The 22,827-nt window shown below is 70.0% G+C and carries 22 protein-coding genes; 13 read left to right on the top strand and 9 right to left on the bottom strand.

The window, feature by feature from the left end; all coding sequences use genetic code 11:
• Positions 1-30 precede the first annotated feature (30 nt).
• From ACZ6S4_RS01335 to ACZ6S4_RS01355, 5 genes are all read right to left on the bottom strand, one after another.
• Complete coding sequence (locus tag ACZ6S4_RS01335) at positions 31-789, bottom strand: MlaE family ABC transporter permease (protein WP_212990756.1); 759 nt, start codon at positions 787-789, stop codon at positions 31-33.
• Positions 773-1,753 carry an ABC transporter ATP-binding protein gene (locus ACZ6S4_RS01340; RefSeq protein ID WP_465472953.1) on the bottom strand — a complete coding sequence of 327 codons (981 nt, stop codon included), beginning with the start codon at positions 1,751-1,753 and terminating at the stop codon, positions 773-775. Before ACZ6S4_RS01340 ends, ACZ6S4_RS01335 begins: the two co-directional genes overlap by 17 nt.
• Before the next feature lie 174 nt (positions 1,754-1,927).
• Entirely contained in the window at positions 1,928-2,881 is a 954-nt protein-coding gene (locus ACZ6S4_RS01345) for a hypothetical protein (RefSeq protein ID WP_465472954.1), read from the bottom strand.
• Between the two features lie 74 nt (positions 2,882-2,955).
• The gene (locus tag ACZ6S4_RS01350) at positions 2,956-3,723 is read right to left on the bottom strand and encodes a hypothetical protein (protein ID WP_465472955.1); all 768 of its coding nucleotides are present in this window, start codon (positions 3,721-3,723) and stop codon (positions 2,956-2,958) included.
• A gap of 33 nt (positions 3,724-3,756) precedes the next feature.
• Entirely contained in the window at positions 3,757-4,368 is a 612-nt protein-coding gene (locus tag ACZ6S4_RS01355; RefSeq protein WP_465472956.1) for a hypothetical protein, read from the bottom strand.
• A gap of 423 nt (positions 4,369-4,791) precedes the next feature.
• Here ACZ6S4_RS01355 and ACZ6S4_RS01360 point away from each other — a divergent pair, with 423 nt between their 5' ends.
• The 3 genes from ACZ6S4_RS01360 to ACZ6S4_RS01370 all read left to right on the top strand — a co-directional run bounded on the left by ACZ6S4_RS01360 (position 4,792) and on the right by ACZ6S4_RS01370 (position 7,268).
• On the top strand, positions 4,792-6,021 hold the full coding sequence (locus ACZ6S4_RS01360; protein WP_465472957.1) for a PucR-like N-terminal domain-containing protein: 1,230 nt from the start codon (positions 4,792-4,794) through the stop codon (positions 6,019-6,021).
• The gene (locus ACZ6S4_RS01365) at positions 6,018-6,548 is read left to right on the top strand and encodes a hypothetical protein (protein WP_465472958.1); all 531 of its coding nucleotides are present in this window, start codon (positions 6,018-6,020) and stop codon (positions 6,546-6,548) included. Before ACZ6S4_RS01360 ends, ACZ6S4_RS01365 begins: the two co-directional genes overlap by 4 nt.
• 195 nt (positions 6,549-6,743) lie before the next feature.
• On the top strand, positions 6,744-7,268 hold the full coding sequence (locus tag ACZ6S4_RS01370; RefSeq protein WP_465472959.1) for a hypothetical protein: 525 nt from the start codon (positions 6,744-6,746) through the stop codon (positions 7,266-7,268).
• A gap of 15 nt (positions 7,269-7,283) precedes the next feature.
• On the opposite strand, the gene ACZ6S4_RS01375 is transcribed toward ACZ6S4_RS01370, so the two are convergent.
• Positions 7,284-8,561: an acetyl-CoA C-acetyltransferase gene (locus tag ACZ6S4_RS01375; protein WP_465472960.1), complete on the bottom strand. Its 1,278-nt coding sequence runs from the start codon at positions 8,559-8,561 to the stop codon at positions 7,284-7,286.
• Between the two features lie 51 nt (positions 8,562-8,612).
• Here ACZ6S4_RS01375 and ACZ6S4_RS01380 point away from each other — a divergent pair, with 51 nt between their 5' ends.
• Both ACZ6S4_RS01380 and ACZ6S4_RS01385 read left to right on the top strand, forming a co-directional pair.
• Positions 8,613-9,941 (top strand): 3-oxoacyl-ACP reductase, encoded by a 1,329-nt coding sequence (locus tag ACZ6S4_RS01380; RefSeq protein ID WP_465472961.1) that lies wholly within the window; start codon positions 8,613-8,615, stop codon positions 9,939-9,941.
• 1 nt (position 9,942) lies between these two features.
• On the top strand, positions 9,943-10,803 hold the full coding sequence (locus tag ACZ6S4_RS01385) for a MaoC/PaaZ C-terminal domain-containing protein (RefSeq protein WP_465472962.1): 861 nt from the start codon (positions 9,943-9,945) through the stop codon (positions 10,801-10,803).
• On the opposite strand, the gene ACZ6S4_RS01390 is transcribed toward ACZ6S4_RS01385, so the two are convergent.
• Positions 10,781-11,449, bottom strand: a complete 669-nt coding sequence (locus ACZ6S4_RS01390; RefSeq protein ID WP_465472963.1) for a TetR/AcrR family transcriptional regulator — start codon at positions 11,447-11,449, stop codon at positions 10,781-10,783. The two genes, ACZ6S4_RS01385 and ACZ6S4_RS01390, sit on opposite strands and share 23 nt — an antisense overlap.
• 72 nt (positions 11,450-11,521) lie before the next feature.
• Between ACZ6S4_RS01390 and ACZ6S4_RS01395 the strand changes: the two genes are divergently transcribed.
• Positions 11,522-12,733, top strand: coding sequence for an acyl-CoA dehydrogenase family protein (locus ACZ6S4_RS01395; RefSeq protein WP_465472964.1), 1,212 nt, complete (start codon positions 11,522-11,524; stop codon positions 12,731-12,733).
• Positions 12,734-12,756: 23 nt separating this feature from the next.
• Entirely contained in the window at positions 12,757-14,292 is a 1,536-nt protein-coding gene (locus tag ACZ6S4_RS01400; protein ID WP_465472965.1) for an AMP-binding protein, read from the top strand.
• 176 nt (positions 14,293-14,468) lie between these two features.
• On the opposite strand, the gene ACZ6S4_RS01405 is transcribed toward ACZ6S4_RS01400, so the two are convergent.
• Positions 14,469-15,410 carry an alpha/beta hydrolase family protein gene (locus ACZ6S4_RS01405; RefSeq protein ID WP_465472966.1) on the bottom strand — a complete coding sequence of 314 codons (942 nt, stop codon included), beginning with the start codon at positions 15,408-15,410 and terminating at the stop codon, positions 14,469-14,471.
• A gap of 116 nt (positions 15,411-15,526) precedes the next feature.
• Between ACZ6S4_RS01405 and ACZ6S4_RS01410 the strand changes: the two genes are divergently transcribed.
• The 6 genes from ACZ6S4_RS01410 (at position 15,527) to ACZ6S4_RS01435 (ending at position 21,830) form a co-directional block, all read left to right on the top strand.
• A complete protein-coding gene (locus tag ACZ6S4_RS01410) occupies positions 15,527-15,943 on the top strand; it encodes a MerR family transcriptional regulator (protein WP_465472967.1) in 417 nt (138 codons plus the stop codon).
• Between the two features lie 332 nt (positions 15,944-16,275).
• Positions 16,276-16,905: a C39 family peptidase gene (locus ACZ6S4_RS01415; RefSeq protein WP_465472968.1), complete on the top strand. Its 630-nt coding sequence runs from the start codon at positions 16,276-16,278 to the stop codon at positions 16,903-16,905.
• A gap of 418 nt (positions 16,906-17,323) precedes the next feature.
• On the top strand, positions 17,324-17,695 hold the full coding sequence (locus ACZ6S4_RS01420) for an STAS domain-containing protein (protein WP_465472969.1): 372 nt from the start codon (positions 17,324-17,326) through the stop codon (positions 17,693-17,695).
• Positions 17,696-18,579: 884 nt separating this feature from the next.
• On the top strand, positions 18,580-19,149 hold the full coding sequence (locus tag ACZ6S4_RS01425) for a hypothetical protein (RefSeq protein ID WP_465472970.1): 570 nt from the start codon (positions 18,580-18,582) through the stop codon (positions 19,147-19,149).
• Positions 19,150-19,595: 446 nt separating this feature from the next.
• Positions 19,596-19,982 carry a DUF6394 family protein gene (locus ACZ6S4_RS01430; RefSeq protein WP_465472971.1) on the top strand — a complete coding sequence of 129 codons (387 nt, stop codon included), beginning with the start codon at positions 19,596-19,598 and terminating at the stop codon, positions 19,980-19,982.
• Positions 19,983-19,994: 12 nt separating this feature from the next.
• Entirely contained in the window at positions 19,995-21,830 is a 1,836-nt protein-coding gene (locus tag ACZ6S4_RS01435) for a potassium channel family protein (RefSeq protein ID WP_465472972.1), read from the top strand.
• Between the two features lie 272 nt (positions 21,831-22,102).
• Here the strand turns inward: ACZ6S4_RS01435 and ACZ6S4_RS01440 are convergent, their stop codons facing one another.
• Positions 22,103-22,825 carry a DUF72 domain-containing protein gene (locus tag ACZ6S4_RS01440; protein WP_465472973.1) on the bottom strand — a complete coding sequence of 241 codons (723 nt, stop codon included), beginning with the start codon at positions 22,823-22,825 and terminating at the stop codon, positions 22,103-22,105.
• Positions 22,826-22,827 lie beyond the last annotated feature (2 nt).

Here is a 22,827-nt window from a genome sequence, read left to right on the forward strand (position 1 = left end):
GGTCCCCGCGTGCCCGATGCGTGTGTCACCTCATGCACCCTTCGGCGGTACGACGCGCAGGTAGATGGCCGTGATCACCAGGTTGACGAAGAACAGCAGGAGGAACGCCAGTACGACGGACTGGTTCACCGCGTCACCCACCCCCTTGGGGCCACCCTTGGCGGAGATTCCCCGGTTGGCCGCGACCACCCCGGCGATGAAGCCGAAGATGAGCGCCTTGATCTCGCTGACCCACAGGTCCGGCAGGTGCGCCAGGGCGGAGAAGCTGGCCAGGTACGCCCCTGGCGTGCCGTTCTGCATGATGACGTTGAAGAAGTACCCGCCGACGACACCGACGGTGGAGACCAGCCCGTTGAGCAGCACGGCGACGCCCATGGCGGCGTGCACCCGGGGCACGACCAGGCGCTGGACCGGCGAGATGCCCATCACCTCCATCGCGTCCATCTCCTCCCGGATGGTGCGAGCGCCCAGGTCGGCGCAGATGGCCGAGCCACCGGCGCCGGCCACGAGCAGCGCGGTGACCAGTGGACTGGCCTGCTGAACGATGGCCAGCACGCTGGCCGCCCCGGTGAACGACTCCGCACCCAGCTGCCGGGTCAGCGAACCGACCTGCAGGGCGATGACCGCGCCGAACGGGATCGAGACCAGCGCCGCCGGGAGGATCGTCACGCTGGCGATGAACCAGAACTGCTCGACGGTCTCGCGGACCTGCGGCCGGGTGGTGAACGACATGCGGGCCACCTGAGCCGCCAGCGTGAACACCCGGCCGGTTTCAGCCAGTGCGTTCATGGGACACCTCAGTGCGGCCGGCCAGGATGCCTTGCTGGGCCGCGGGTGGTAGCTGGTGCAGGATCCGCATCACCCGCTCCTGCCGACGCGCGGCCGCCTGCCGGTACGGCTGGCCCGGAGTCGGCGTCAGCTGCGGTACGACGCCGCGGACATCGTCCAAATCGGGTTCAGCCATCGCCTCCGCGGCGGTGGCCGCCGCGTCCTTCTCCTCGGACATACCGATGGGCCCGCTGCGCCGGCCGTTGAGAAACTGCGCCACCACCGGTTCGTCGCTGGTGAGCAGCACCTCGCGAGGGCCGAAGGTGACCAGTTGCCGGCGATACAGCATGCCGATGTTGTCCGGCACGGTCCGAGCCATCTGAATGTTGTGGGTGACGATCAGGATGGTCGCGTCGATCTGCGCGTTGAGGTCGATCAACAGCTGTGACAGGTACGCGGTGCGCACCGGATCCAGCCCGGAGTCGGGTTCGTCGCACAGGATGAACTCGGGGTCGAGGACCAGCGCGCGGGCCAGGCCGGCGCGCTTGCGCATACCCCCGGAGATCTCGCCGGGCAGCTTGGACTCGGCTCCGCTCAGGCCGACCATCGCCATCTTCTCCTCGACGATGGACCGGATCTGGCGTTCGTTGCGGCGGGTGTGCTCGCGCAGTGGGAAGGCGATGTTGTCGTACAGGTTCATCGAGCCGAACAGCGCGCCGTCCTGGAACATCACCCCCATCAGCCGCCGGGTGCGGTAGAGCTGGCGCTCCCGGCAGGAGACGATGTCCACGCCGTTGATCACGACCCGGCCGCGCTCGGGCCGGACCAGGCCGACGAGGGTTTTGAGAAAGACCGTCTTTCCGGTGCCGGAAGGACCGAGCATGACCGAGATCTCGCCGGCCGGCAGGGTCAATGAGACGTCTCGCCACACCGTGTGCCGACCGAAGGACTTCGTCAGACCGTCGGCCTCCACTTCGATGCCCATTGCAGTCTCCGGCCTATCGGGGAGGAAGGTTACTCGGCAGTACGTTCTTGCCGGCACGTTACTTCCGGCAACATCACGGCACAAGACGACGATCGCCGGACGGCTTTTACCCGGCCGAACTTGTCACAGATAGACAAGAGCCAATGGCAAGATTGTCAATCGACGACAAAGGCGTCATCGTTGCGGCACCGGTATCTCGGGCGGACATCCGTTGGCGCCGGCGGTCTCCGGGGAGCAGAGGTTCCCCTGGATCATCTTGACGTAGTTGTCCGGCCCCGACAGCGGCGCGGTGAACAACGGGTTCAGATCCTCCCCGTCGGCGCCCCGGCAGCCGGTGAACGCGGGGATGGTGGTCGTACCGGTAAGCGGTCCACCGCGGGCGACGGTGTAGCCGGTCGGCGGGATGGTGCTGTTGTCGCCCGATCCGACGAGGGTGAAGTTGGCGGTCTCGGGCTCGATCGTGTGGCAGTCCGCGCCCGCGGCGAGCGGCACGCCGTTCACCTTGACGTCGGTGAGCCGGATCGAGATCCGGCCGGACAGCGTGGTCGAGACGAGGGTGTGCTGGCCGTTCGCCTGCGTGGTCTCCGCCGAGCCGGTGATGGGACCGACCAGGCTGAGGTGCATGGTCGCGCTGACCGGGACAAAACCGAACGTCAGGAACGTCGCGGTGGCCGGCGGGAACTCCCCCTCGGACAGGCCCGGGGTGATGCCGTTCGGCTCCAGCATGAACTGGTAGTCGGTCACGGTGTGCCGGACGCCGCCGCGGATGACGCACAGGCCGAGCGGGATGGTGGACGGCACGCAGAAGCTCCGGTTCGCGGTGATGACCACGCTGGCCAGGGCCGGGTCGGGCGAGCCGAGCAGAGCGGCGCCGTCCAGCTTGGTGACGTTGGAGTAGCCGACCACGTACGCGCAACCCAGCTGCTGGATCTGGCCCGGCACCTGGAACGCGCTGCACGCGGGCGGGGTGGGTGGCGCGGCCCGGGCCGCCGTGAGCGGACCGGCCGGAGCGGCGCGACCGGCCCGGTGATTGCTGGCCGGCGCGGCCGAGGTCAGCGTGCCCGCTGCCGCGAGCAGCACCGCGACTGTGGCCGCGCGGGTCAGCCAGCGAATGCTGTTACCCAGCAAGGAGTCTCCCCCGTCGGTGGGGCCGCGCCCTGGTCGCCGGGGCGTCCGGGGCGCGGCGGCGCTTCCGATCCGGACTACGGCGCCGTGATCTGCAGGGCAGAGTCGAGCACGTACGGCGTGTCGTTGCCGAACGGGTCCTCGGCGTCAGCGGTGGCGTAGTAGGCGCCGATGTCACCGTTCTGCACCTCACCGAGGCAGCCGCGAACGTTGTTGATCGTCAACGGCCCGTCCGGCAGCGTGACGTCGCCGGTGGTGGAGGTGCCGTACTCCGGCGCGATGTCCGGAGTGACGTTCAACGACTGGGTGGCGTTGTCGTAGTACACCGGCGCGTCGCCCGAGACGGTGAACGAGCAGGCCGGCATGGACACGTTGACATTCTTGATGTGGATGTAGCCGTCCCCGTTCGCCGGGGTGACGCCGTCGGACTTCACGCCCGGGTAGTTCTGGATGACGATCTCGTACGGCGTGTCCGTCGCGATCGAGGTCACCGAGCCGAGCAGGCTGGTGCAGCCGCCGGCGGTGTTGAACAGCAGGCTCCCGACGCCGGTGGCGAATGTGGCCGGCAGCGCGACGCCCGACTGGCTGGGCAGCGCACCGGTGGCCTGCGAGCCGTAGTTCTGGCCGCCGCCGCTCGTACAGGTCAGCGAGATGCCGGTGTTGAGATCCAGGAACGAGCTGTGCGAGGTGACGGCGCCGTACGAGCCGCCCGCCGCCGGGTTGGTGACGGTGATGGTGGCCGCGGTGTCGGCGGCGTGGACCGCGCCGGCGCCGATCAGGACCGCCGCGCTGGTCGCAGCGGCACTCGAGAACAGGATGCGGGTCACGCGGGTGCGCATTCTCATCTTTGCCTCCTCAGTGGGGGATGCACTGCCGGCTCAGCCGAGGACGGCCGGGCCGAGGGTCAGGGTGAGCGTGTTACCCGGCCCCGGGATGGTCAGGTTGATCAGCCCGGTGTTCAGCAGGCAGTGCTCGAACGGCGGGATGGTGTACGTCCCGGAGACGACGCCACCGCGCAGCACGCTGAACCCGGACTGCGAGGCCAAGGGGATCTCGGCCGGCCGGACGGTCTGGCAGCGGCTGCCGACCGGAGCGGGCAGGCCGGCGATGGTGAGGCGAGTCAGCCGCAGGGTGATGTGCGACGTGCTCTGCATCGCGCCGGTGTCGAGGTTCAGCGATCCGGTGGTCGGCTCCGCCTCGGTGAACTCGACCGTCGCGCTCACCGGGATGATGCCGAGTTCCTTGAAGTTCCCGGTGGCCGGGGGCAGGGAGACGCTCGCGGTGAGTGCGCCGCTATCCAGGTCGACGGTCGCGTGCAGGCTGCCCGGACCCAGCGGCAGGTCGGAGTCGTTGGAGTTGATGTGGCTGACGCCGTTGATCGGATAGGTGGCGTTGATGTCGGCTGCGGCGGCGGCTGGTGAGGCACTGACGCCGACTGCCGACGCGGCCATCGCCGCGACGAGGAGAACACTTGCTTTCCGTACGCGCATTGGCACTCTCCTGGGGAAATGCCCGCGACCGAATGGTCGCCGGGCCTGGCTGTAGCCCGCTCCGCGGACCCCTTCCCGAGTCCGCCCGGCGCCGTCGGCAGGACCTGGAATAGCGGGCCGTCAGTAGCTCGGAGTCGGCCTCGGCGGTATGTTACTGACGGGTTACAAAGGGCCACAAGCAGAGACGCCGATGAATTGCTCGGGTGCCCGGCGGGCCGCCGTTTCTTATCACTTCCAGCACGAAGTGCCGACGCGGATTGTCACGGCACGCGCAATTCGGCCCCGGGGCGGGGCCCGGAGCAGCTTGTCGGGTTTGTTAGCTATGACCGGTATAGAGGGCAACTTGCGCCAAGTCGACCGACATGGACTATGTTCGATGCCACGTCGAACCGGCCGCCTGGTGTCGGAAAGGGGCAGACGTCGATGACCCGTCCACTGCAGGCCGACAGCCACGCCACGAGGAGCAGCCGGGCGAAGCCGCCGGAGGTGCTCCCCCGCCACCTGGCCGTCATCATGCGGGCCGAACTGCCGAGCCTGGCCACCGAGATCATCACCGAGATCCGCGAGACCATTCCCGAGTACGCCCGCCCGATGGACGGCCCGTACGGCCAGGCCATGCGGCTGGGCGTCGAGCACGCGCTCGAGTCCTTCATCGACCAGATCGCGGACCCGTCCGCCTCCCACGAGGGCTGGGACGGGGTGTTCCGGCGGCTCGGCCGGTACGAGGCGAACGAGGACCGCAGCCTGGACAGCCTCCAGGCGGCATACCGGGTCGGCGCCCGGCTGGCCTGGCAACGGGCCGTGAAGGTGGGCCGACGGGAAGGCCTGCTGTCGTCGACCATGTTCCAGCTCGCCGACACGTTGCTCGGCTACATCGACCAGTTGGCCACACTGTCCGTCGAGGGGTACATGGAGGCGAAGGCACGCAACGCCGACGCGCTGAACCAATGGCGCCGCCGGCTGCTTCGGCTGATCCTGGAGTCCCCGCCCGCGCCCGAGAGCGCGGTGAAGGACCTGGCCAACCTGGCCGGCTGGACGGTGCCCGACGAAGTCACCATGATCGCGGTGTGCCTCCGCAACCGGGATGCGACGCCGCCCAAGGATGACGTGTTGTCCGACCTGGACAGCGTCGAGCCATACCTGCTCGTGCCCGGCCGGCCTTCGGCGGACCGCCGGACCCGCCTGGTCGCGGAGTTCCCCGGCAGTCGCTTGGCCATCGGTCCCCGGGTGCGGCTGAGCGCGGCAGCGGACTCGCTGCGCTGGGCCCGGCAGGCGCTTGCGCTGGCCGAGTCCGGCGCGATCGATGCCGGGCCGGTGATTCTGTGCGAGGACCATCTCTGCGAGATGCTGCTGTTCTCCGACTGGGCGCTCGTCGAGCAGCTCGCCGACCGCGAATTCGTCGCCGTGCGGAAGATGAGCCCGCACCGCCGGGAGCGGTTGGTCGAGACGCTCGAGGCCTGGCTGGACGCGCGCGGCTCGGCGGCCAAGATCGCCGAGCGACTGAGCGTGCATCCGCAGACCGTCCGCTACCGCATGCGTCAGCTCGAGCAGAGTCTCGGCGACCAGCTCGACGATCCCGACTCCCGCTTCGCCATGGAACTGGTGCTGCGGGCCCGCCGGCTGCACGAGCGGGCCAACGGAGTTGTCAAATGACCGTTACCCGCGAGACGCGTCCCCACCACCTGCTGGTGGTGCTGGCTCTCGTCCTCGCTCTGATCGCCGCCGGCGCCGCCGGGTGGACCGGCTGGTCGTGGTGGTCGGCGGCGCACGACGACTCGCTGCGGTATTCACAGACCCGCGACGAGGTGCTGCGCGCCGCCGAGCAGGCGATCCAGAATCTCAACACGCTGGATTACCGCACGGCTGGGAGCGGCATCAATCTCTGGATCGACTCCACCACCGGCACCCTGCGCGATCAGCTCAACCAGGGCCGCCAGAACTTCCTCACGCAGATCCAGAAGGCGAAGACCATCACCACGGCGAAGATCCTCGACGGCGCGGTGACCGAGCTGGACGAGCGTGCCGGCAAGGCGAGCGTCATCGTGGGCATCGAGTTGACGGTGACCCCGGCGACCGGCAAGCCGACCACCAAGCGGGAACGGCTGGCGGGCCAGCTCACGCGGACCGGGTCGACCTGGAAGCTCAGCTCGATCGGACAGGTACCGGTTTCCGCGGCCTGAGCCCGCGTACGGAAGGAACCAGCACGCATGCCGACACCCACCCGCCCACCTCGGCGGTCCGTTTCCCGGCGGATGGTGCGCCGCCGGCCGCTCACCGATCCCACCCCGCCGCCATCGGAACCCCCACCCGCGCAACCGGAATCCTCGGCGACGCAACCGGAGCCCCCGGCTGCACAGTCTGCCCTCCGGCGGCCCATGACACAGGTCTTGGTGCTCGGCGCGTGCGCTCTGGTCCTGAGTGGACTGGCCGCGTGGTTCGCCCAGCAGGCCCACCAGGTGCGCGCCGCGGCGGGCACCAACATCGCGCTGACCGACAACGCCGCCACCAGCGAGGCGAACGGTCAGGTCGCCACCGCGGTCAACACGCTCTTCTCGTACAACTACAACGACCTCGACAAGACCCAGCAGGCCGCCCGGAGCCTGCTGACCGGTAAGGCTGTCTGCCAGTACGACCAGCTGTTCGCGGTGGTCCGGCAACATGCGCCCCAGCAGCGGCTGGTCGTCACGGTCACGGTCACCAACAGCGGGGTGCAGATGTTGACCGGCAACCGGGCGCGAGTGCTCGTCTTCGCCACCCAGAGCGACACCAGCACCGCCACGAAACAGACCTCCACCGCGGGCGCGATGTTCGCCGTCAACGCGGTGCGCCAGGACGGATCCTGGAGGGTGGAGAACATCGACACCTTCAACGGGGAGGCGCGGACCTCCAGCTGCGGTTGACTCCGCCGCGGGAGGTCAGCGTTCCAGGATGGCGACCACGCCCTGGCCGCCGGCGGCGCAGATGGAGATCAGACCACGGCCGGAGCCCTTCTCGGCGAGCAGCTTGGCCAGGTTCGCCACGATCCGGCCGCCGGTCGCGGCGAACGGGTGGCCGGCCGCCAGCGATGAGCCGTTGACGTTGAGCCGGTCCCGGTCGATCGAGCCGAGCGGAGCGTCCAGGCCCAGCCGTTCCTTGCTGAACTCGGGCGACTCCCAGGCGGCCAGGGTGGCCAGCACCTGCGAGGCGAACGCCTCGTGGATCTCGTAGAAGTCGAAGTCCTGCAGGGTCAGGCCATGGCGGGCGAGCATCCTGGGTACGGCGTACGCGGGCGCCATCAGCAGTCCCTCGTCGCCGAGCACGAAGTCGACGGCGGCGGTCTCGCAGTCGGTGAAGTAGGCCAGCACCGGCAGCGAGTGCGCCTGCGCCCACTCCTCGGAGGCCAGCAGCACGGTCGACGCGCCGTCGGTCAGGGGCGACGAATTGCCCGCGGTCATGGTGGCCCCGCGGGCGCCGAAGACCGGCTTGAGCGCGGCCAGCCGGTCCAGGCTGGTGTCCGGGCGCAGGTTCTGATCCCGGGTCAGCCCCAGGTACGGCGTGACCAGGTCGTCGAAGAAGCCCCGGTCGTACGCGGCGGCGAGGCGCTGGTGTGAGGTGAGGGCCAGGGCGTCCTGCGACTCGCGGTCGACGTTCCAGTGCAACGCGGTGAGGGCGGCGTGCTCACCCATCGACAGCCCGGTGCGCGGCTCGGCGTTGCGCGGAATCTCCGGACGGAAGGCCTGCTGGGGACGGAGCTTGGCGGCGGCCCGGAGCCGGGCGCCGAGGCCGCGGGCCCGGTTGAGCTCCAGCAGCGCCCGCCGCATGTCCTCGTTGAGCTGCAGCGGCGCGTCCGAGGTGGTGTCCACCCCGCCGGCGATACCGACCTCCAGCTGACTCAGCGCGATCTTGTTGGCGACCAGGATGACGGCTTGCAGCCCGGTGCCGCAGGCCTGCTGGATGTCGTACGCCGGGGTGTGCGGGTCGAGCTGGGAGCCGAGGACGACCTCGCGGGTGAGGTTGAAGTCGCGCGAGTGCTTGAGCACCGCGCCGGCGACCACCTCGCCGACCCGCCGCCCGGCCAGCCCGAACCGGGCGACCAGCCCGTCCAGGGCGGCGGTCAGCATGTCCTGGTTGGTGGCGTGGGCGTAGCGGCTGCCGGACCGGGCGAACGGGATCCGGTTTCCACCCAGGACGGCGACGCGGCGCGTGTTCCGCACGGCACTCCTCCGGGAGCTTGTCAGTAATCTACTGGCGAGTAGGTTACTCGCATGGGTGACACATACGCGACCTTCACGAACACCGGCCTGGGCCGAACCGTGGTGCGGCGGCTGGGGCTTCCCGATCCGCCCCGGTTGCGCCGCCACGAACCGGGTGCTCCCCTCGCGCCTGGACCGGTGCTGCTGGGTGCGGCGCCCGGCGGGCGGCTGGGCTGCCCGGTCCGCGACCTGCTCGACCGGGCCGGCACCGACGTGCGCGGCGGCATTGAGGGCGGCACCCGCTACGGCGCGCTGATCTTCGACGCTACGGGGGTCCGCGACTCGGCCGGGCTGCGGGCGCTCTACGACTTCTTCCACCCGGCGGCCCGCTCGGTGCTCGGCTCCGGCCGGGTGGTCGTGCTGGGCACCGCGCCCGAGCTGTGCGGCTCGGCGCGGGAGGCGACCGCGCAGCGTGCGCTGGAAGGGCTGGTCCGCAGCATCGGCAAGGAGTTCGGCCGCGGTGTCACCGCGCAACTCGTCTACGTGGCACCGGGCGGCGAGGAGGCCATCGAGTCGACACTGCGCTTCCTGCTCAGCGGGCGTTCGGCGTACGTCTCGGGTCAGGTGATCCGGGTCGGCGCCGGCCCGGCGACCGCGCCGGCCGACTGGGACCGGCCGCTGGCCGGCAAGGTCGCCCTGGTCACGGGAGCGGCCCGGGGCATCGGAGCGGCCACCGCGCGGGTGCTGGCCCGCGACGGCGCCGAGGTGATCGCGCTGGACGTGCCGGCCGCCGGCGACGCTCTGGCCGACGTGGCCAACGAGGTACGCGGCCGGGCCCTGCAACTGGACCTGACCGCGCCGGCCTCCGGGGAGCGACTGGCCGCCCACCTGACCGGCGGGGTCGACGTCGTGGTGCACAACGCCGGGATCACCCGCGACAAGACGATCGCCCGGATGGACGCCGCCCGGTGGGACTCGGTGCTCGACGTGAACCTGGCCGGCCCGGAGCGGATCAACGACGTCCTGGTGGATCGCGGGGTGATCGGTGACGGTGGCCGGATCGTCGGCGTCGCCTCGATCGCCGGGATTGCCGGCAACCGGGGCCAGACCAACTACGCCACCGCCAAGGCGGGCGTGATCGGCCTGGTGCAGTCGTGCGCCCCGGATCTGGCCGGTCGAGGGATCACCATCAACGCGGTCGCGCCCGGCTTCATCGAGACCGCGATGACCGCCCGGATGCCGGTGCTGCTGCGCGAGGCCGGCCGGCGGATGAACAGCATGACGCAGGGCGGCCTGCCGATCGACGTGGCGGAGACCATCGCCTGGTATGCCTCGCCCGGCTCCGGCACGGTCACCGGCACCGTGGTCAGGGTCTGCGGCCAGAGCCTGTTGGGGGCATGACATGGTGGTTGATCTGACCGGGCGGCCCGGACCCTCGTACGCCCGGATCGCTCTTGGCCTGCTCCCCCGCCGCCGCGGCACCGCGCTGCCCGACCGTATGGTGATCCGCCGCGAGGCGGTCATCGACCGCGAGCATCTCGTTCGCTACGACCGGGTCTGCGGCTTCCGGCTCGCCGACGCGCTGCCGGCCACCTATCCGCACGTGCTGGCCGCGCCGCTCGCGATGCGGCTGATGTCCGCCCCGGACTTCCCGTTCCCGCTCGCCGGCCTGGTGCACGTCGCGAACCGGATCACGGTGCGCCGGCCGATCGACGCCGGGAGCCGGCTCGACCTGTCCGTGCGGGCGGCCGGCCCGCGCCCGCACGAGCGGGGACAGCAGTTCGACGTCATCAGCTCGGCGACTGTCGACGGGGAGGAGGCGTGGCGCGGCGTCTCCACGTACCTCCGCAAAGATCGACCGGGCGAGGGCGGCGGCAGCCGGGGGGACCGACCGACCGGGCCGGCCGCCACCGCGCGCCGGCGGGTCCCGGCCCGGGTGGGTCGCGACTACGCCGCTGTCTCCGGCGACCACAACCCGATCCACACCTCGCGGCTGGGCGCGCGCCTGTTCGGCTTCCCCCGCCCGATCGCGCACGGGATGTGGACCAAGGCACGATGTCTGGCCGCCCTCGACGGGCGGCTGCCGCCGGCCTACAGCGTGGATGTCGTCTTCAAGTTGCCCATCCTGCTGCCGGCGACGGTCGACTTCGCCGCGGCGCGAACCGCCGGCGGCGGCTGGGAATTCACCCTGCGTGCGGCGGACTCCGGCCGCCCCCACCTGGCCGGCTCGGTCACCGAGGTCACGCCGCGCCCCGGGACGTGACCGGCGGCTCGGAGCCGCCCGGGGCCCAGACATCGCCGCGGAGCAGCTGCGCGGCGCCCAGCCAGGCGACGTTCATCAGCCGGCCGGCGGTCTTGTCCGGGTCGGCGTCCGGGTGATCGGCCAGCCAGTCGGCGAGCGATTCCCCGGCACCGACCAGGGCGTACGCGCTGACCTCGAGATCAATGGCGTGGATCTGGCGCCCCTCGGCCCGCACGGCCCGGTCCAGCATGTCGGCGATCACGTCGACGATGCGCCGGCGCATGGCGGCCAGTTCGGCGGCGAACGGCTCCTGCCCACGGGCCTGCCGGTAGAGCACGGCCCAGCCGTCGCGGTGTGCGCCGACGAAGGCGAAGAACGCCCGCAGGCCCGACCACAGCTGGTCGCTCAGGCCGAGGGTGGGGTCGACCACGTCGGCGATCGCCTCCATCAGCCGGGTGGCCTCCCGGCGCAGGCAGGCGATGAACAGTTCTTCCTTGGTGCCCAGGTAGGCGTAGACCATGGGCTTGGAGACGCCGGCGACCTCAGCGATCTCGTCCATCGACGCGGTGTGGAAGCCGTGGTGGGAGAAGACCCGCACCGCGGCGTCGAGCACCTGCTGCTCACGGATCTCACGGGGCAGTCGCTTGAAGGTGCGAGTGGTCGACACCCTTGTCAGACTACGCATCCTCCCCGTAACTTAACGCGCCAGTAGGTTTCTCCGAGGAAAGGCTGACCGGCCGTGGAGTTCTGGCTCGATCTGAACGAGGAGCAGCGTGATCTGCGCGAGTGGGTGCACGGCTTCGCCGAAGGCGTCGTCCGTCCGGCCGCCTCCGAGTGGGACGAACGCGAGGAGACCCCGTGGCCGGTGATCCAGGAGGCGGCCAAGATCGGCCTCTACGGCTTCGAGTTCCTGATCAACACCTGGTCCGACCCGACCGGGCTCTCCCTGCCGCTGGCGAACGAGGAACTGTTCTGGGGCGACGGCGGCATCGCCATGGCGATCTCCGGCACCTCGCTCGCGGTCGCCGCGATCTACGGCTCCGGCACCCCCGAGCAGCTCGTCGAGTGGGTTCCGCAGTGCTTCGGTGACACCGCCGACCCGAAGGTCGGCGCGTTCTGCTCCACCGAGCCGGAGGCCGGCTCGGACGTCGCCTCGATGCGCACCCGGGCGGTCTACGACCAGGCCAGGGACGAGTGGGTCCTCAACGGGCAGAAGGCGTACGCCACCAACGGCGGCATCGCCGACATCCACGTGGTCACCGCCTCGATCGACCCGGAGCTGGGCTCGCGCGGCCAGGCCGCTTTCATCGTCCCGCCCGGCACGCCGGGCCTGGCCGGGACGAAGAAGCTCAAGAAGCTCGGTCTGCGGGCCTCGCACACCGCAGATGTCTTCCTGGATGACGTACGGGTGCCCGGCAACTGCCTGCTCGGCGGCAAGGAGGCACTCGACGAGCGCCTGGCCCGCGCCCGCTCGGGACAGCGGGCCAGCAAGCAGGCCGCCATGCGCACGTTCGAGCTGTCCCGCCCAGCGGTCGGCGCCCAGGCGATCGGGATCGCCCGCGCCGCCTACGAGTACGCGCTCGGCTACGCCAAGGACCGGGTGCAGTTCGGCCGGCCGATCATCGAGAACCAGGCGATCGCGTTCGCCCTCGCGGACATGAAGATGGAGATCGACGCCGCCCGGCTGCTGGTCTGGCGGGCCGCGTGGATGGGCCGCAACGACCGGCCGTTCACCGCCGGCGAGGGGTCGATGTCCAAGCTGAAGGCCGGCGAGGTGGCCGTCGCGGTCACCGAGAAGGCGGTGCAGATCCTCGGCGGCGCCGGCTACCTGCGCGATCACCCGGTCGAGCGGATGTACCGGGATGCCAAGATCTACACCATCTTCGAGGGCACGTCCGAGATCCAGCGGCTGGTCATCGCCCGGGCGATCTCCGGGATGCCGATCCGCTGACCCGCCCCTGGAGGTGCACCGGCATGGCCGTCCCGTTCGTCCTCGCCACGCTGGCCCGGCGGGGGCTGCTCCGTCCCGGCCCACCGGCCGACCTGATCAGGCAGCTCACCGCATTGCGCCGGTGGGGCTTCGGCCTGGCCGGCGAGCTCCGGCAGGCCGCCGCCCGCGACCCGGAACGGGTCGCCGTCGTCGACGAGCGCCGCGTGGTGACCTACCGCGACCTGCTCGAGCGGGCCGGGCGGCTGGCCCGCGCCCTGCGCGGCACGGTCCGCGTCGAGCCCGGCGACCGGGTCGGAGTGCTCTGCCGCAACTCCGCCGCCATGATCGAGACCCTGGTCGCGGTCACTTCGCTCGGCGCCGACGCGGTGCTGATCAACACCGGGCTGTCCGGACCTCAGCTCGGCACCGTCGCCGGGGAGCAGGAGCTCCGGGCGCTGATCCACGACGACGAGTTCGAGCCGCCGACGGGCCTCGACGGCATCGGCGAGGCGCGGCTCGACGAACTGATCAACGAGGCCCCGCCCGGTGAGCTGACCCCACCGGAGCACGCCGGACGGACGATCGTGCTGACCTCCGGCACCACCGGCGTGCCCAAGGGCGCCCTGCGGCGTACGCCCGGCGGGTTCGGCCCGCTGTGCTCGATGATCGACCGGATCCCGCTGCGCGCCGGCGACCGCGTGCTGATCGCCGCGCCGCTGTTCCACACCTGGGGGTACGCCGGGCTGCAGATCGCGCTGGCGCTGCGGGCCACCGTCGTGCTGCGCCGCCGCTTCGAGCCGGTCGCCGTGTCGGCCGCGATGGTGCGGGAACAGTGCACCGCCATGATCGCGGTCCCGGTGATGCTGCAGCAGCTGATGGAGCAGGTCCCGGCCGGCCCCCGCCCGCCGCTGCGGGTCGTCGCCGTCAGCGGATCCGCGCTGCCTGGCGGGTTGGCCACCCGGGTCATGGACCGGTACGGCGAGGTCCTCTACAACGTGTACGGCTCCACCGAGGTGTCCTGGGCGTCCATCGCCACCCCGGCCGACCTGCGGGCAGCGCCGGACACGGCGGGCCGGCCGCCGCACGGCACCCGGACCGTGGTGCTCGACGAGGCCGGCCGGCCGCTACCCACCGGCACGGTCGGGCGGCTCTTCGTCGTCAACGAGATGCTCTTCGACGGCTACTCCAACGGCACCCCCCGGGAACGGCACGACGGCCTGCTGGCCACCGGCGACCTCGGCCACCTCGACGCGGCCGGGCGGGTCTTCGTCGACGGCCGCGAGGACGACATGATCGTGTCCGGCGGCGAGAACGTCTTCCCCGCCGAAGTGGAGAGCCTGCTCGCCGGCCTCCCCCAGATTCGTGAGGTGGCGGTGATCGGCGTGCCCGACGCCCGGTACGGCGAGCGGCTGGCCGCGTACGTGGTGCCGCAGCCGGGTGAGATCCTCGGCCCGGAGCAGGTCCGCGACCATGTGCGCCGTCACCTGGCCCGCTTCTGCGTACCGCGCGACGTGGTGTTTCTCCCGTCCTTGCCACGCAACGCGACGGGCAAGGTCCTGACCCGCGATCTGCCCCGCTGAGCGGCCGTCATCAGTCGCGAACGCTGTCTGGACAAGCGCCGAGCGCGGCGAAGCGGACAGCGTCACGGCGATGAAGCCTCCTGACCTTCTGATCCGTAGGTTCCAGGACCGCACCGGGTCTTCGGCATTGCGATCGACATCGATCTCCGTGCAGTACTTCGGTGGCCCGTTCTTGTTCACTTGGTTTCGAGCCGGCCAAGTTCGTGGGAGTCACCGGCCAGGACGGCTTGGGCGGTCTGCCAGTCGGTGTGGTCGACGCCGGTGACGTGGCGAAGGTAGGCGAGGGTGACCTGCTGGATGAGCGCGACCCGGCCGGGGTGCTCGTCGGTGGTCTCCGCCGCGTCGTAACCGGAGATGCCGCCGAGCGAGTGCTGGCCGCCGAAGACGGTCAGCAGGCTCTTGTCGCCGCGGGCCAGGGTGTACGGGTCGGTCGTCCAGGACGCACCGCGGGTGGACAGCGGAACTTCGTCCTTGTCGCCGGCGACGACGAGCCCGGGCGCGGTGATGTGCGAGAAGTCCTGGTCGCGCAGCCAGGGAGCGGCCTGGAGGGCGAACGGGGTCAGATCGTCGCCGCCCCTGCCGGCGGTGGCCAGCTGAATGCTCGCCATGACGCGGGAATCGGACAGGTCCCGCGCGATGCCGGTCACCGGATCCGCGACGCGCAGACCCACGAGGATGCCGGCGGTCTGGCCGCCGAAGGAGTGCCCGGCCGCGACGATACGACCATGGTCGACCCGGCCGGCCAGCCCAGGTACCGACGCGACCAGGACATCGAGGTTGTCCAGGATCCGTTGCATGTCCTGCACGCGGTAGAGCCAGAGGTGCGGCTTGCGGGACTGGTCCGCGGCGACGCCCAGGCGCCGCGAGTCCAGATGGGTGGCCTGAACCACCACGAAGCCGTGGGCTGCCCAGTGGTCGACCAGCGGTGCGTAGCCGTCGAGGTTCGAGCCGTATCCGTGCGCGAACACCACCATCGGCAGGCCGGTGCCGGTGACCGGCGCCGAGACGCGTACCTGCAAGTCCTCGCCGCGCTCCGGCGCGGGCAGCACGATCGGCTTGACCGACACGGTCGCCGCGGACGCGGGACCGGTGAGACCGGTCGTCTTGTACGTGATCATCTGAGGATTCCTTCCGGACGTGGGCCGGGCCGGCTTGCCGGCCCGCCGCTACGCTAGAACGTGACGTTGATGTCAGATTCAAGTCGCGTGATCCACGTCGTAGGGGAAGAGTCGAGATGCGTATCGGTGAGCTGGCCGCCCGCACCGGTGTCAGTGTCCGGGCGCTGCGCTACTACGAGCAGCAGAATCTGCTCAGCGCCGAACGCGGTTCCAGCAGCCACCGCCGCTACCCCGAGAGCGCGGTCGACCGGGTTCAGCTGATCCAGCAGTTGTACCAGGCTGGGCTGACCAGCAAGAACATCGTCGAACTGCTGCCATGCGTCGTCGGTGACCGCGCCACCCCGGCACTGCTCGCACAGTTGACCGCCGAGCGCGAACAGATCGACCGGCGCATCACCGATCTCATCCGAACCCGCGACCGGCTCGACACGGTAATCACCAACGCGACCAACAGTATGCTGACCGGCGCCTCCTGCCGCGACAGCGACGCACCCGGCCGGCTCCCGGACGATGAGCAGCCACGACCGGCGTGACAACATATGAATCGATCGAGGGGCAACAGCGGCCGCGACGCTGAGGGAATGGACTCCCACCTCGGAGGACACGGTCGCCAACCTGCGGCCGAATGCCGGCGCAATGCCATCACGGAGACGACCAGCACGAGGAAGTCTCGGACGGCACGGTGGCCAACAACTATCTGCCCGAAGCAGTCGGACAGCGTGCCGGAGGGCAGCGTCGCCGAGCGGTTCATCTGTCCCGCCGCTGGTCCTGCCGACAGATGACGCTGTGCCGGGGACAGCTGGACCTCCAGGGTGGACATCGGCGGTCGCCCGACCGCCGACGACATTCGTCGAGAGGATCGTCGATGAACCGACGCAGGTTGCTCACCCTTCCGCTGCTGGGGGCGGCCGCCGCCGGAACGGGTGCGCTGAGTCTCCCCGGCGCGGCCCTCGCCGCACCGGTGAAGATCCCGCTGGTCTGGCAGAAGCAGACGTACAACAACTGGTGCGGGCCGGCGGCCCTGCGGATCGCGCTCTCCGCCTGGTACGACAGCCTGCCCAGCCAGGGAACGATCGCGTCGTATGTCGGCACCGACTCGGCCGGCACCAACCGCTGGCAGATGCTGAACGGCGCGGACCACTGGTTCGGGGAGAACGTCTACGGCCTCGAGGACGTCCAGTCCCGGGGCGGACTGCGCAGTTCGGTCGCCCTGCGCGAGCAGTTCTGGCGCCGGATCGAGAACGGTGTCGGCAACTGGACGCCGCCGATCGTGAACGTGGTGGTGCCGGCGAACAGCCCGTACAAGCCGGACGACTGGACCAACACGTCCGAGGTCGACCACTGGTTCGTCATCTACGGATACGAGCCCACGAACCGCATCGTCTACATCATCGACCCGGCCTCCGGCTGGCCCCGGTTCGACCCGGATTCCACCTACGGCATCCGCTTCGACTACCTGTGCCAGCTCGTGATGAAGGCGTACCTGTACTTCTAGAAAGGCCCCGGTCGACTGCGAAAGCCGGCCGGGACGGCCTCCACACACCGCCGCCCGGCCGGTCGGAGCCCCGCCGCCGGCGCCGCCCGGCATCGCTGCGGCACCTCGCCGAGGTGATCCGTACTCATCGGACGGCGCCCGGCCGGCCGTCGACAAGGACATCGCCGGCGGAGATGGACGACTTCGCCGTCGCCGGCGCGAAGATGTGGCTGGCCGCGAACCACGCGGCCGGCGCCATGCAACCCGGTGGCTCGACCCTCCATCGGGTCGGTCACACCTGTCCGGGACACGTTACGCCCGCGGCGGCAGGAGCTGTAGCGGGAGTGCAGCCGTACCCGCGAACCCATCCGGGTCAGCTCCGGCTTCGAATCGAAGAGGAGTGATGTAGTCCCGTCCGGCACCGACGAAGGAGGCAACGATGAGCCCGACACAGCTCCTGCTCCACTGCACCGAACGCGACGGTGCGACGATCCTGCACATCGGCGGAGCCTTGGTGGCGGGCAACACCCTGACATTCGAACGCCGAGCGGCGCTCCTGTTGACCCAGCTACGGCACCCTCTTGTCGTTGACCTTTCCCAGATATCGGAGTGCGACTCCGCGGGCGCCGCGGTGCTGGTCGGCGCCAGCCGAGCCGCCCCGCCGGCCACCCCTCTGCGCCTGGCCGGCGCCACCGACGCACTCCAGCAGTCACTCCGTACCGCCGGAGTTCTGCACATCGTGCCGACCTTCACCACCGTTGCCGGCGCCATCCGGGCGGAGCCCACGGAACTGCTGACACCCGAGAAGTGATCGCGACTGTGGCCCGGCCGGCCGTCGTCGGCTGCCTCAGGCGCCGACGTGGATGCCGGGGCGACGCTGCTGGCCGGGCTCGTGCTTGCGGATGATCTCGCGCGTGACCGGTGCGATCTCGCCGCGTCCGAGCAGGAGTAGCGGATCATATGAACCAGTGGGCTGCCTTCGGCCCAGGCGTTCCCCGGGCGGTGCCGCCCAGGCATGGCGTCACCGTCAGACGTTCATGCGGGTCATCGTGGGCGCGACAGTCCGGTGGTCGTGGCTGCTGGCGCGTCGCGTGGGGCGGTACGGGGAGCTGGGTCCGGCGTAGGCGGGCCGACGAGCTTGGACCCTCACTGACCTGCTGCGGTCCCGGGCCGCCCGCTGCTCAACCTGTCGACCCCTGGCACCCGGTACGCCGAGCTCGCGCTGCCGCAGTGGGACAGCGCTCGCCTCTCATCGACCGCTCGTCGCGGTCCGCGGCTGGTGCCCGGCGTGCGCCTGACGGCTCATGGCGGCAACCGGCAATTGTTAGAGGCGTTGACGAATTACTTTTGTCACGGCGAAAGGGTGACTATTGTCAGAACAAAAACATGACTTTTGTCATTGACTCATTCCCGCCCTCTAAAACTTGACAGCCCCTGCTGGACGGTGAAAGCTGGCGGAAAATGAGTAACGGCACCAGCAACCAGTTCGCCGAAGTGAAAAACTGTCCCCGCACGTCGATGACGTTGACGGACGATGACGTACGGCCACGTGCCAGAATCACCAACTGATTCTTCTCGAACAATCACGATGATTAGTTCCTGCTATATGAATCCACCGCTCCTCGCCCCAGGTTTTCCGCAGAGCACGACGGGCAGATACTGCACAAAGAAGCTCGTCAATTAAAGGAGCAGGACATGCGCATCGGGATCATCGCCAGGCTCGCATTAGCCGGCACAGTCGCATTGACCACAGCCACGGCCACGGCCACGGTCGTGGGCACCCCGGCTGTAGCCGCGCCGGCGCCGAAGGCCGCCGCCGGCACCATGACGTCGGCCGTCGACGGCACCTTCGGCAACGGCGGCACGGTAACGGGAACCTTCACACCGAAGCGGTTCGCCGCGCAGAACGGCAAGGTGGTCGCCATCGGCACGTTGCACAGCGTGCTGACCGACGCAGCCGGTTCCAACGTCGGCACCGCCGACACCGCGGTCACCCTGCCGGTGCAATTGCCGGCAGGCGACGTCAGCACACAGGCCGCCTGTCCGATCCTGCACCTGGTGCTCGGCCCGCTGGACCTCAATCTGCTCGGGCTGACCGTCCACCTCAACACCGTCGTGCTGGACATCACCGCTATCTCCGGACCGGGCAATCTGCTGGGCAACCTGTTGTGCGCGATCGCCGGCCTGCTCAACGGCGGCCTGAATGCGCCGCTCGCGCAGATAGTCGCGCTGTTGAACGCGATCCTGGCTCTGCTGAGCCTGTAACGCTCCAGATCGGCCGGTCCCTCGCCACGCGAGGGACCGGCCGCCTCGCCGCTCTGCCGATACGGATGCACGGCAAACACTATTGGTGCTGTCCGATCCGTCTGTAGGCGGCGCCGCGAATGCAGGCCGGCGATCAGAGGCCCGCGGAACAGTGAGGACCCGCACTGTGGTGCGCCCGGCGCCAGTCGCGCGACGCTGCGCCGGCCCGGCGGGGATACCGCTTGACCACCCCTACGAAGAAACCGACCGGCTCAGGTTTGTTCCTGGCGGCAGCGGTCGGCGAGGTCATTCGTCTGCCGGGTTCGCCACCTCTCGCACGCAGTCCGCGCCGCGGCTTCGTCCATTCCCCACAGGTCGCCCGAGGTCGAGCAGCGCTACGCCGAGCGTCCCGCAGCGGCTGAGGCGGTATCGAGCTAGCGTGAGTTTCCGACCCCGAGGAGGCACGCATGAGTCTCGAAAAGGTGATCTTCGGCTTCTTCGTGCTGCTGGCCGCGACACTCAACTTCGGTTTCTTCATCGGCGACTTGTCGGACCCGTCGTTGCACAACGTGTACGAGCTGTTCGCAGCGATCGTGGTCAGTCTCATCGCGACCGTGTTGAAGTTCGGCGACCGTACCCAGATCGGGGCGGTACACCTGGCCACCAGCCTCGTCGCCGACCTGCAGCTGATCGCCGCCGCGCTGGCCTGGGGATATGCCACTCAGATCGCGTCGAGCGGCCTCAACGGGGCGGCGATGGCCAGCGTCGTGTCGCTGTCCGGGGGCGCTCTGCTGGCCAATCTCGTCTCGGTCGTGCTCCTGGTGATCGAGACCGTGTCGTTCCACCGCCGGTGAAGGGGAGGAGTCGTGGCTGATTCGGCGTGGCAGCACCGGTTCCGGGATCGCGAGAACCGGCGGCAGCGGCGACCCCGGCGGTCGTTCTCCGCCCGGTCGGCGGAGACGTCGTCCACGGTCTTCCTGATCCTGCGCCGCATGCGGGCACCGCTGATCGTCCTGATCACGATCTTCGCCGTCAGCGTGCTGGGCCTGACCCTGATTCCCGGCCGGGACGCCGCCGGGCACCCCACCCGGATGGGGTTCTTCGACGCGTTCTACTTCATGAGCTACACGGCCACCACGATCGGGTACGGCGAGATTCCCCAACCGTTCACCGGCGCCCAGCGGCTGTGGGTGATGGCCGCCATCTACCTCACGGTGGTCGGGTGGGCGTACGCGATCGGGTCGCTGCTCACGTTGCTGCAGGACCGGGCGTTCCGGCAGGCGCTGGGTTTGCAGCGCTTCACCCGTACGGTGAACAGGCTGCGCGAGCCGTTCCTGCTGATCGTCGGGTACGGACAAACCGGGCAGTTGCTCGGTCGCTCGCTGGACGCCATCGGCCGGCGCTTCGTCGTGCTCGACATGTCCGCGGAACGCGTCGACTCGCTGGACGTCGACTCGTACCACGCCGACGTACCTGGGCTGGCCGGAGACGCCGGCAACCCGCACACCTTGGCCGTCGCCGGTCTGGAGCACCCCCGGTGTGAGGGAGTGCTGGCACTCACCGACAACGACGAGGTCAACCTGGTCGTCGCGATGACCGCCGCTCTGGTTCGCCCGGACCTACCGGTCATCGCCCGAACCCTCTCGCCTGCGATCGAGCACCGGATGCGGGCCTTCGGCTCGCCGACGGTCGTCAACCCGTTCGACCGCTTCGGCGACCACCTGGGGCTGGCCCTGCGCTCACCCGCGTCGTACCAGCTGATGTCCTGGCTGGAGAGCGGCCCGGGCGCCGATCTGCCCGAACCGGGTCGGCTGCCGACCGCGGGACGCTGGGTCATATGCGGCTACGGCCGCTTCGGCAGGAAGCTCACTGAGGACCTGCGCGCCGAGGGGCTGGACGTGGTCATCATGAACCAGCAGCCGGACGCCCTGGCGGGCACCACGATCATCGTGGGTGACGCATCCGAGCCCGCCGTGCTGGCGCGCGCCGAGCTGGAGCAGGCGGTGGGTTTCGTCGCCGGCACCGACAACGACACGACGAACTTGTCCCTGATCGCCGCTGCCCGCCGTGTCAACCCCACGCTGTTCATCGCCTCGCGGCAGAACCGGCCCGCCAGCGCACCGCTGTACGCGGCGATGGACGTCGACCGGCTGCTGGTGCCGACCGACATGGTGGCGCGGGAGGTCTACGCCCAGCTGAGCACCCCGCTGCTGTGGCGCTTCCTGCAGAACATGCCGGCACGGGGTGACGACTGGGCGGCAGAAGTCATCGGCCGCCTCCGTCAGCAGTGCGGCCGGCGCCTCGGCAGCGTCTGGAAGGTCACCCTGAACGATCGCGACGCGCCCGCGCTTGTCTCCTGGCTGCGTGCGGGCGACGCCCGGCTGGGGAACCTGCTGAATAGCCCGCAGGACCAGAGCAGGCCCCTCGCCGCTGTGCCGCTGCTGCTGCAACGGGACTCCGAGAGCATTCTCGGCCCGAACGGCGACATCATCCTGGCGCCCGGCGACCAGCTCCTGTTCGTCGGACGACCCTCGGCGCGCCGGTCCCTGCTCGACACCATGACCCACCACGCCGTCAGCGAGTACGTTCTGACCGGACGGACCGTCCCGTCGGGCTGGCTGTGGCAACGGGTGACCGGCCGGGTGCCGCAATCCGCCGAGCACTTCGGGGCCGCAGAGTCCCGGTCGACGCCACCCGATTGACATGCGGCCGTCCCTCCCGAGCGGCGTGGTCGCGGTGCGAAATACGAACCGCAGCGCGTCGACGTCGGCACCGGCATCAAGTGACGGCACCGCCGGTACGACACAACGCAAGGCAGAGGACTAAGAATTCCGGTAAGGCTTCTGCCGAGGAAGGCAATCCCGGGTTCCCCCTTCATCTCGCCGCCCGTCGGACCGAATCCAGCCAGGTGGTAGCGCCGCTCCACACGTACGACCGCGACTTGACCGGTGAGCTCATCACCCGCGGTTGCCGGTCAGTCGGTGCCCGCGCCGACCGGCGCCGACCGGGCAGCGCCCCCGTCCCGGCGCACCAGCTGGCTGAACCGCCAAGCGTCGGCGGCGCGGGGCAGGTTGTTGAACATCACGTACGCAGGGCCGGCGTCGATGGTGTCGGCGAGCTGTGCCAGCTCGGCATCCGTGTACACGTGGCGCGCGCCGGTGATGCCGTGCAGCCGGTAGTAGGCCAGCGGCGTCAGGCTCGGGCGCAGGAACGGGTCGGCGGCGTGGGTCAGGTCCAGCTCCTCGCACAGGCCCCGGACCACCTCGTCCGGCCACGGGCCGCGCGGCTCCCACAACAGCCGGACCCCCGCCGGCCGGCGGGCTCGGGACATGAACTCCCGCAACCGCGCGATGGCGGGCTCGGTCGGCCGGAAGCTTGCCGGGCATTGCAGCAGAATCGCGCTCGCTTGCAGGATCGCGGCGCACCCGAGTGTGGTCTCCCAGGCACGCGCGACGACGGGCGTCCACCGGAAACCGCCGACCTCAGTGCGTTCCTCGGCACTCAACGGTGTGCGCAGCCGCCGGTACGTGGAGCTTTTCGCCTCGTGCGTGATCAACTGCCACGCCTTGACGGTGAATTCGAACGCCGGGGGAACGCTGTCCCGCCACCGCCGCAGCGTCGCCTCCCGGGGTGGCTCGTAGAACGTCTGCTGCACCTCCAGCACCCGGAAGCGTTGCGCGTAGGACGTCAGCGCCATGC

Source organism: Actinoplanes sp. NPDC051405 (assembly GCF_055586185.1).

What these genes read in the sequence shown, in the direction of transcription:
- ACZ6S4_RS01335 (WP_212990756.1), bottom strand. Translation starts at nt 789, where the DNA reads ATGAACGCACTGGCTGAAACCGGCCGGGTGTTCACGCTGGCGGCTCAG.
- ACZ6S4_RS01340 (WP_465472953.1), bottom strand. Translation starts at nt 1,753, where the DNA reads ATGGGCATCGAAGTGGAGGCCGACGGTCTGACGAAGTCCTTCGGTCGG.
- ACZ6S4_RS01350 (WP_465472955.1), bottom strand. Translation starts at nt 3,723, where the DNA reads ATGAGAATGCGCACCCGCGTGACCCGCATCCTGTTCTCGAGTGCCGCT.
- ACZ6S4_RS01355 (WP_465472956.1), bottom strand. Translation starts at nt 4,368, where the DNA reads ATGCGCGTACGGAAAGCAAGTGTTCTCCTCGTCGCGGCGATGGCCGCG.
- ACZ6S4_RS01360 (WP_465472957.1), top strand. Translation starts at nt 4,792, where the DNA reads ATGACCCGTCCACTGCAGGCCGACAGCCACGCCACGAGGAGCAGCCGG.
- ACZ6S4_RS01365 (WP_465472958.1), top strand. Translation starts at nt 6,018, where the DNA reads ATGACCGTTACCCGCGAGACGCGTCCCCACCACCTGCTGGTGGTGCTG.
- ACZ6S4_RS01370 (WP_465472959.1), top strand. Translation starts at nt 6,744, where the DNA reads ATGACACAGGTCTTGGTGCTCGGCGCGTGCGCTCTGGTCCTGAGTGGA.
- ACZ6S4_RS01380 (WP_465472961.1), top strand. Translation starts at nt 8,613, where the DNA reads ATGGGTGACACATACGCGACCTTCACGAACACCGGCCTGGGCCGAACC.
- ACZ6S4_RS01385 (WP_465472962.1), top strand. Translation starts at nt 9,943, where the DNA reads ATGGTGGTTGATCTGACCGGGCGGCCCGGACCCTCGTACGCCCGGATC.
- ACZ6S4_RS01400 (WP_465472965.1), top strand. Translation starts at nt 12,757, where the DNA reads ATGGCCGTCCCGTTCGTCCTCGCCACGCTGGCCCGGCGGGGGCTGCTC.
- ACZ6S4_RS01405 (WP_465472966.1), bottom strand. Translation starts at nt 15,410, where the DNA reads ATGATCACGTACAAGACGACCGGTCTCACCGGTCCCGCGTCCGCGGCG.
- ACZ6S4_RS01410 (WP_465472967.1), top strand. Translation starts at nt 15,527, where the DNA reads ATGCGTATCGGTGAGCTGGCCGCCCGCACCGGTGTCAGTGTCCGGGCG.
- ACZ6S4_RS01415 (WP_465472968.1), top strand. Translation starts at nt 16,276, where the DNA reads ATGAACCGACGCAGGTTGCTCACCCTTCCGCTGCTGGGGGCGGCCGCC.
- ACZ6S4_RS01420 (WP_465472969.1), top strand. Translation starts at nt 17,324, where the DNA reads ATGAGCCCGACACAGCTCCTGCTCCACTGCACCGAACGCGACGGTGCG.
- ACZ6S4_RS01425 (WP_465472970.1), top strand. Translation starts at nt 18,580, where the DNA reads ATGCGCATCGGGATCATCGCCAGGCTCGCATTAGCCGGCACAGTCGCA.
- ACZ6S4_RS01430 (WP_465472971.1), top strand. Translation starts at nt 19,596, where the DNA reads ATGAGTCTCGAAAAGGTGATCTTCGGCTTCTTCGTGCTGCTGGCCGCG.
- ACZ6S4_RS01440 (WP_465472973.1), bottom strand. Translation starts at nt 22,825, where the DNA reads ATGGCGCTGACGTCCTACGCGCAACGCTTCCGGGTGCTGGAGGTGCAG.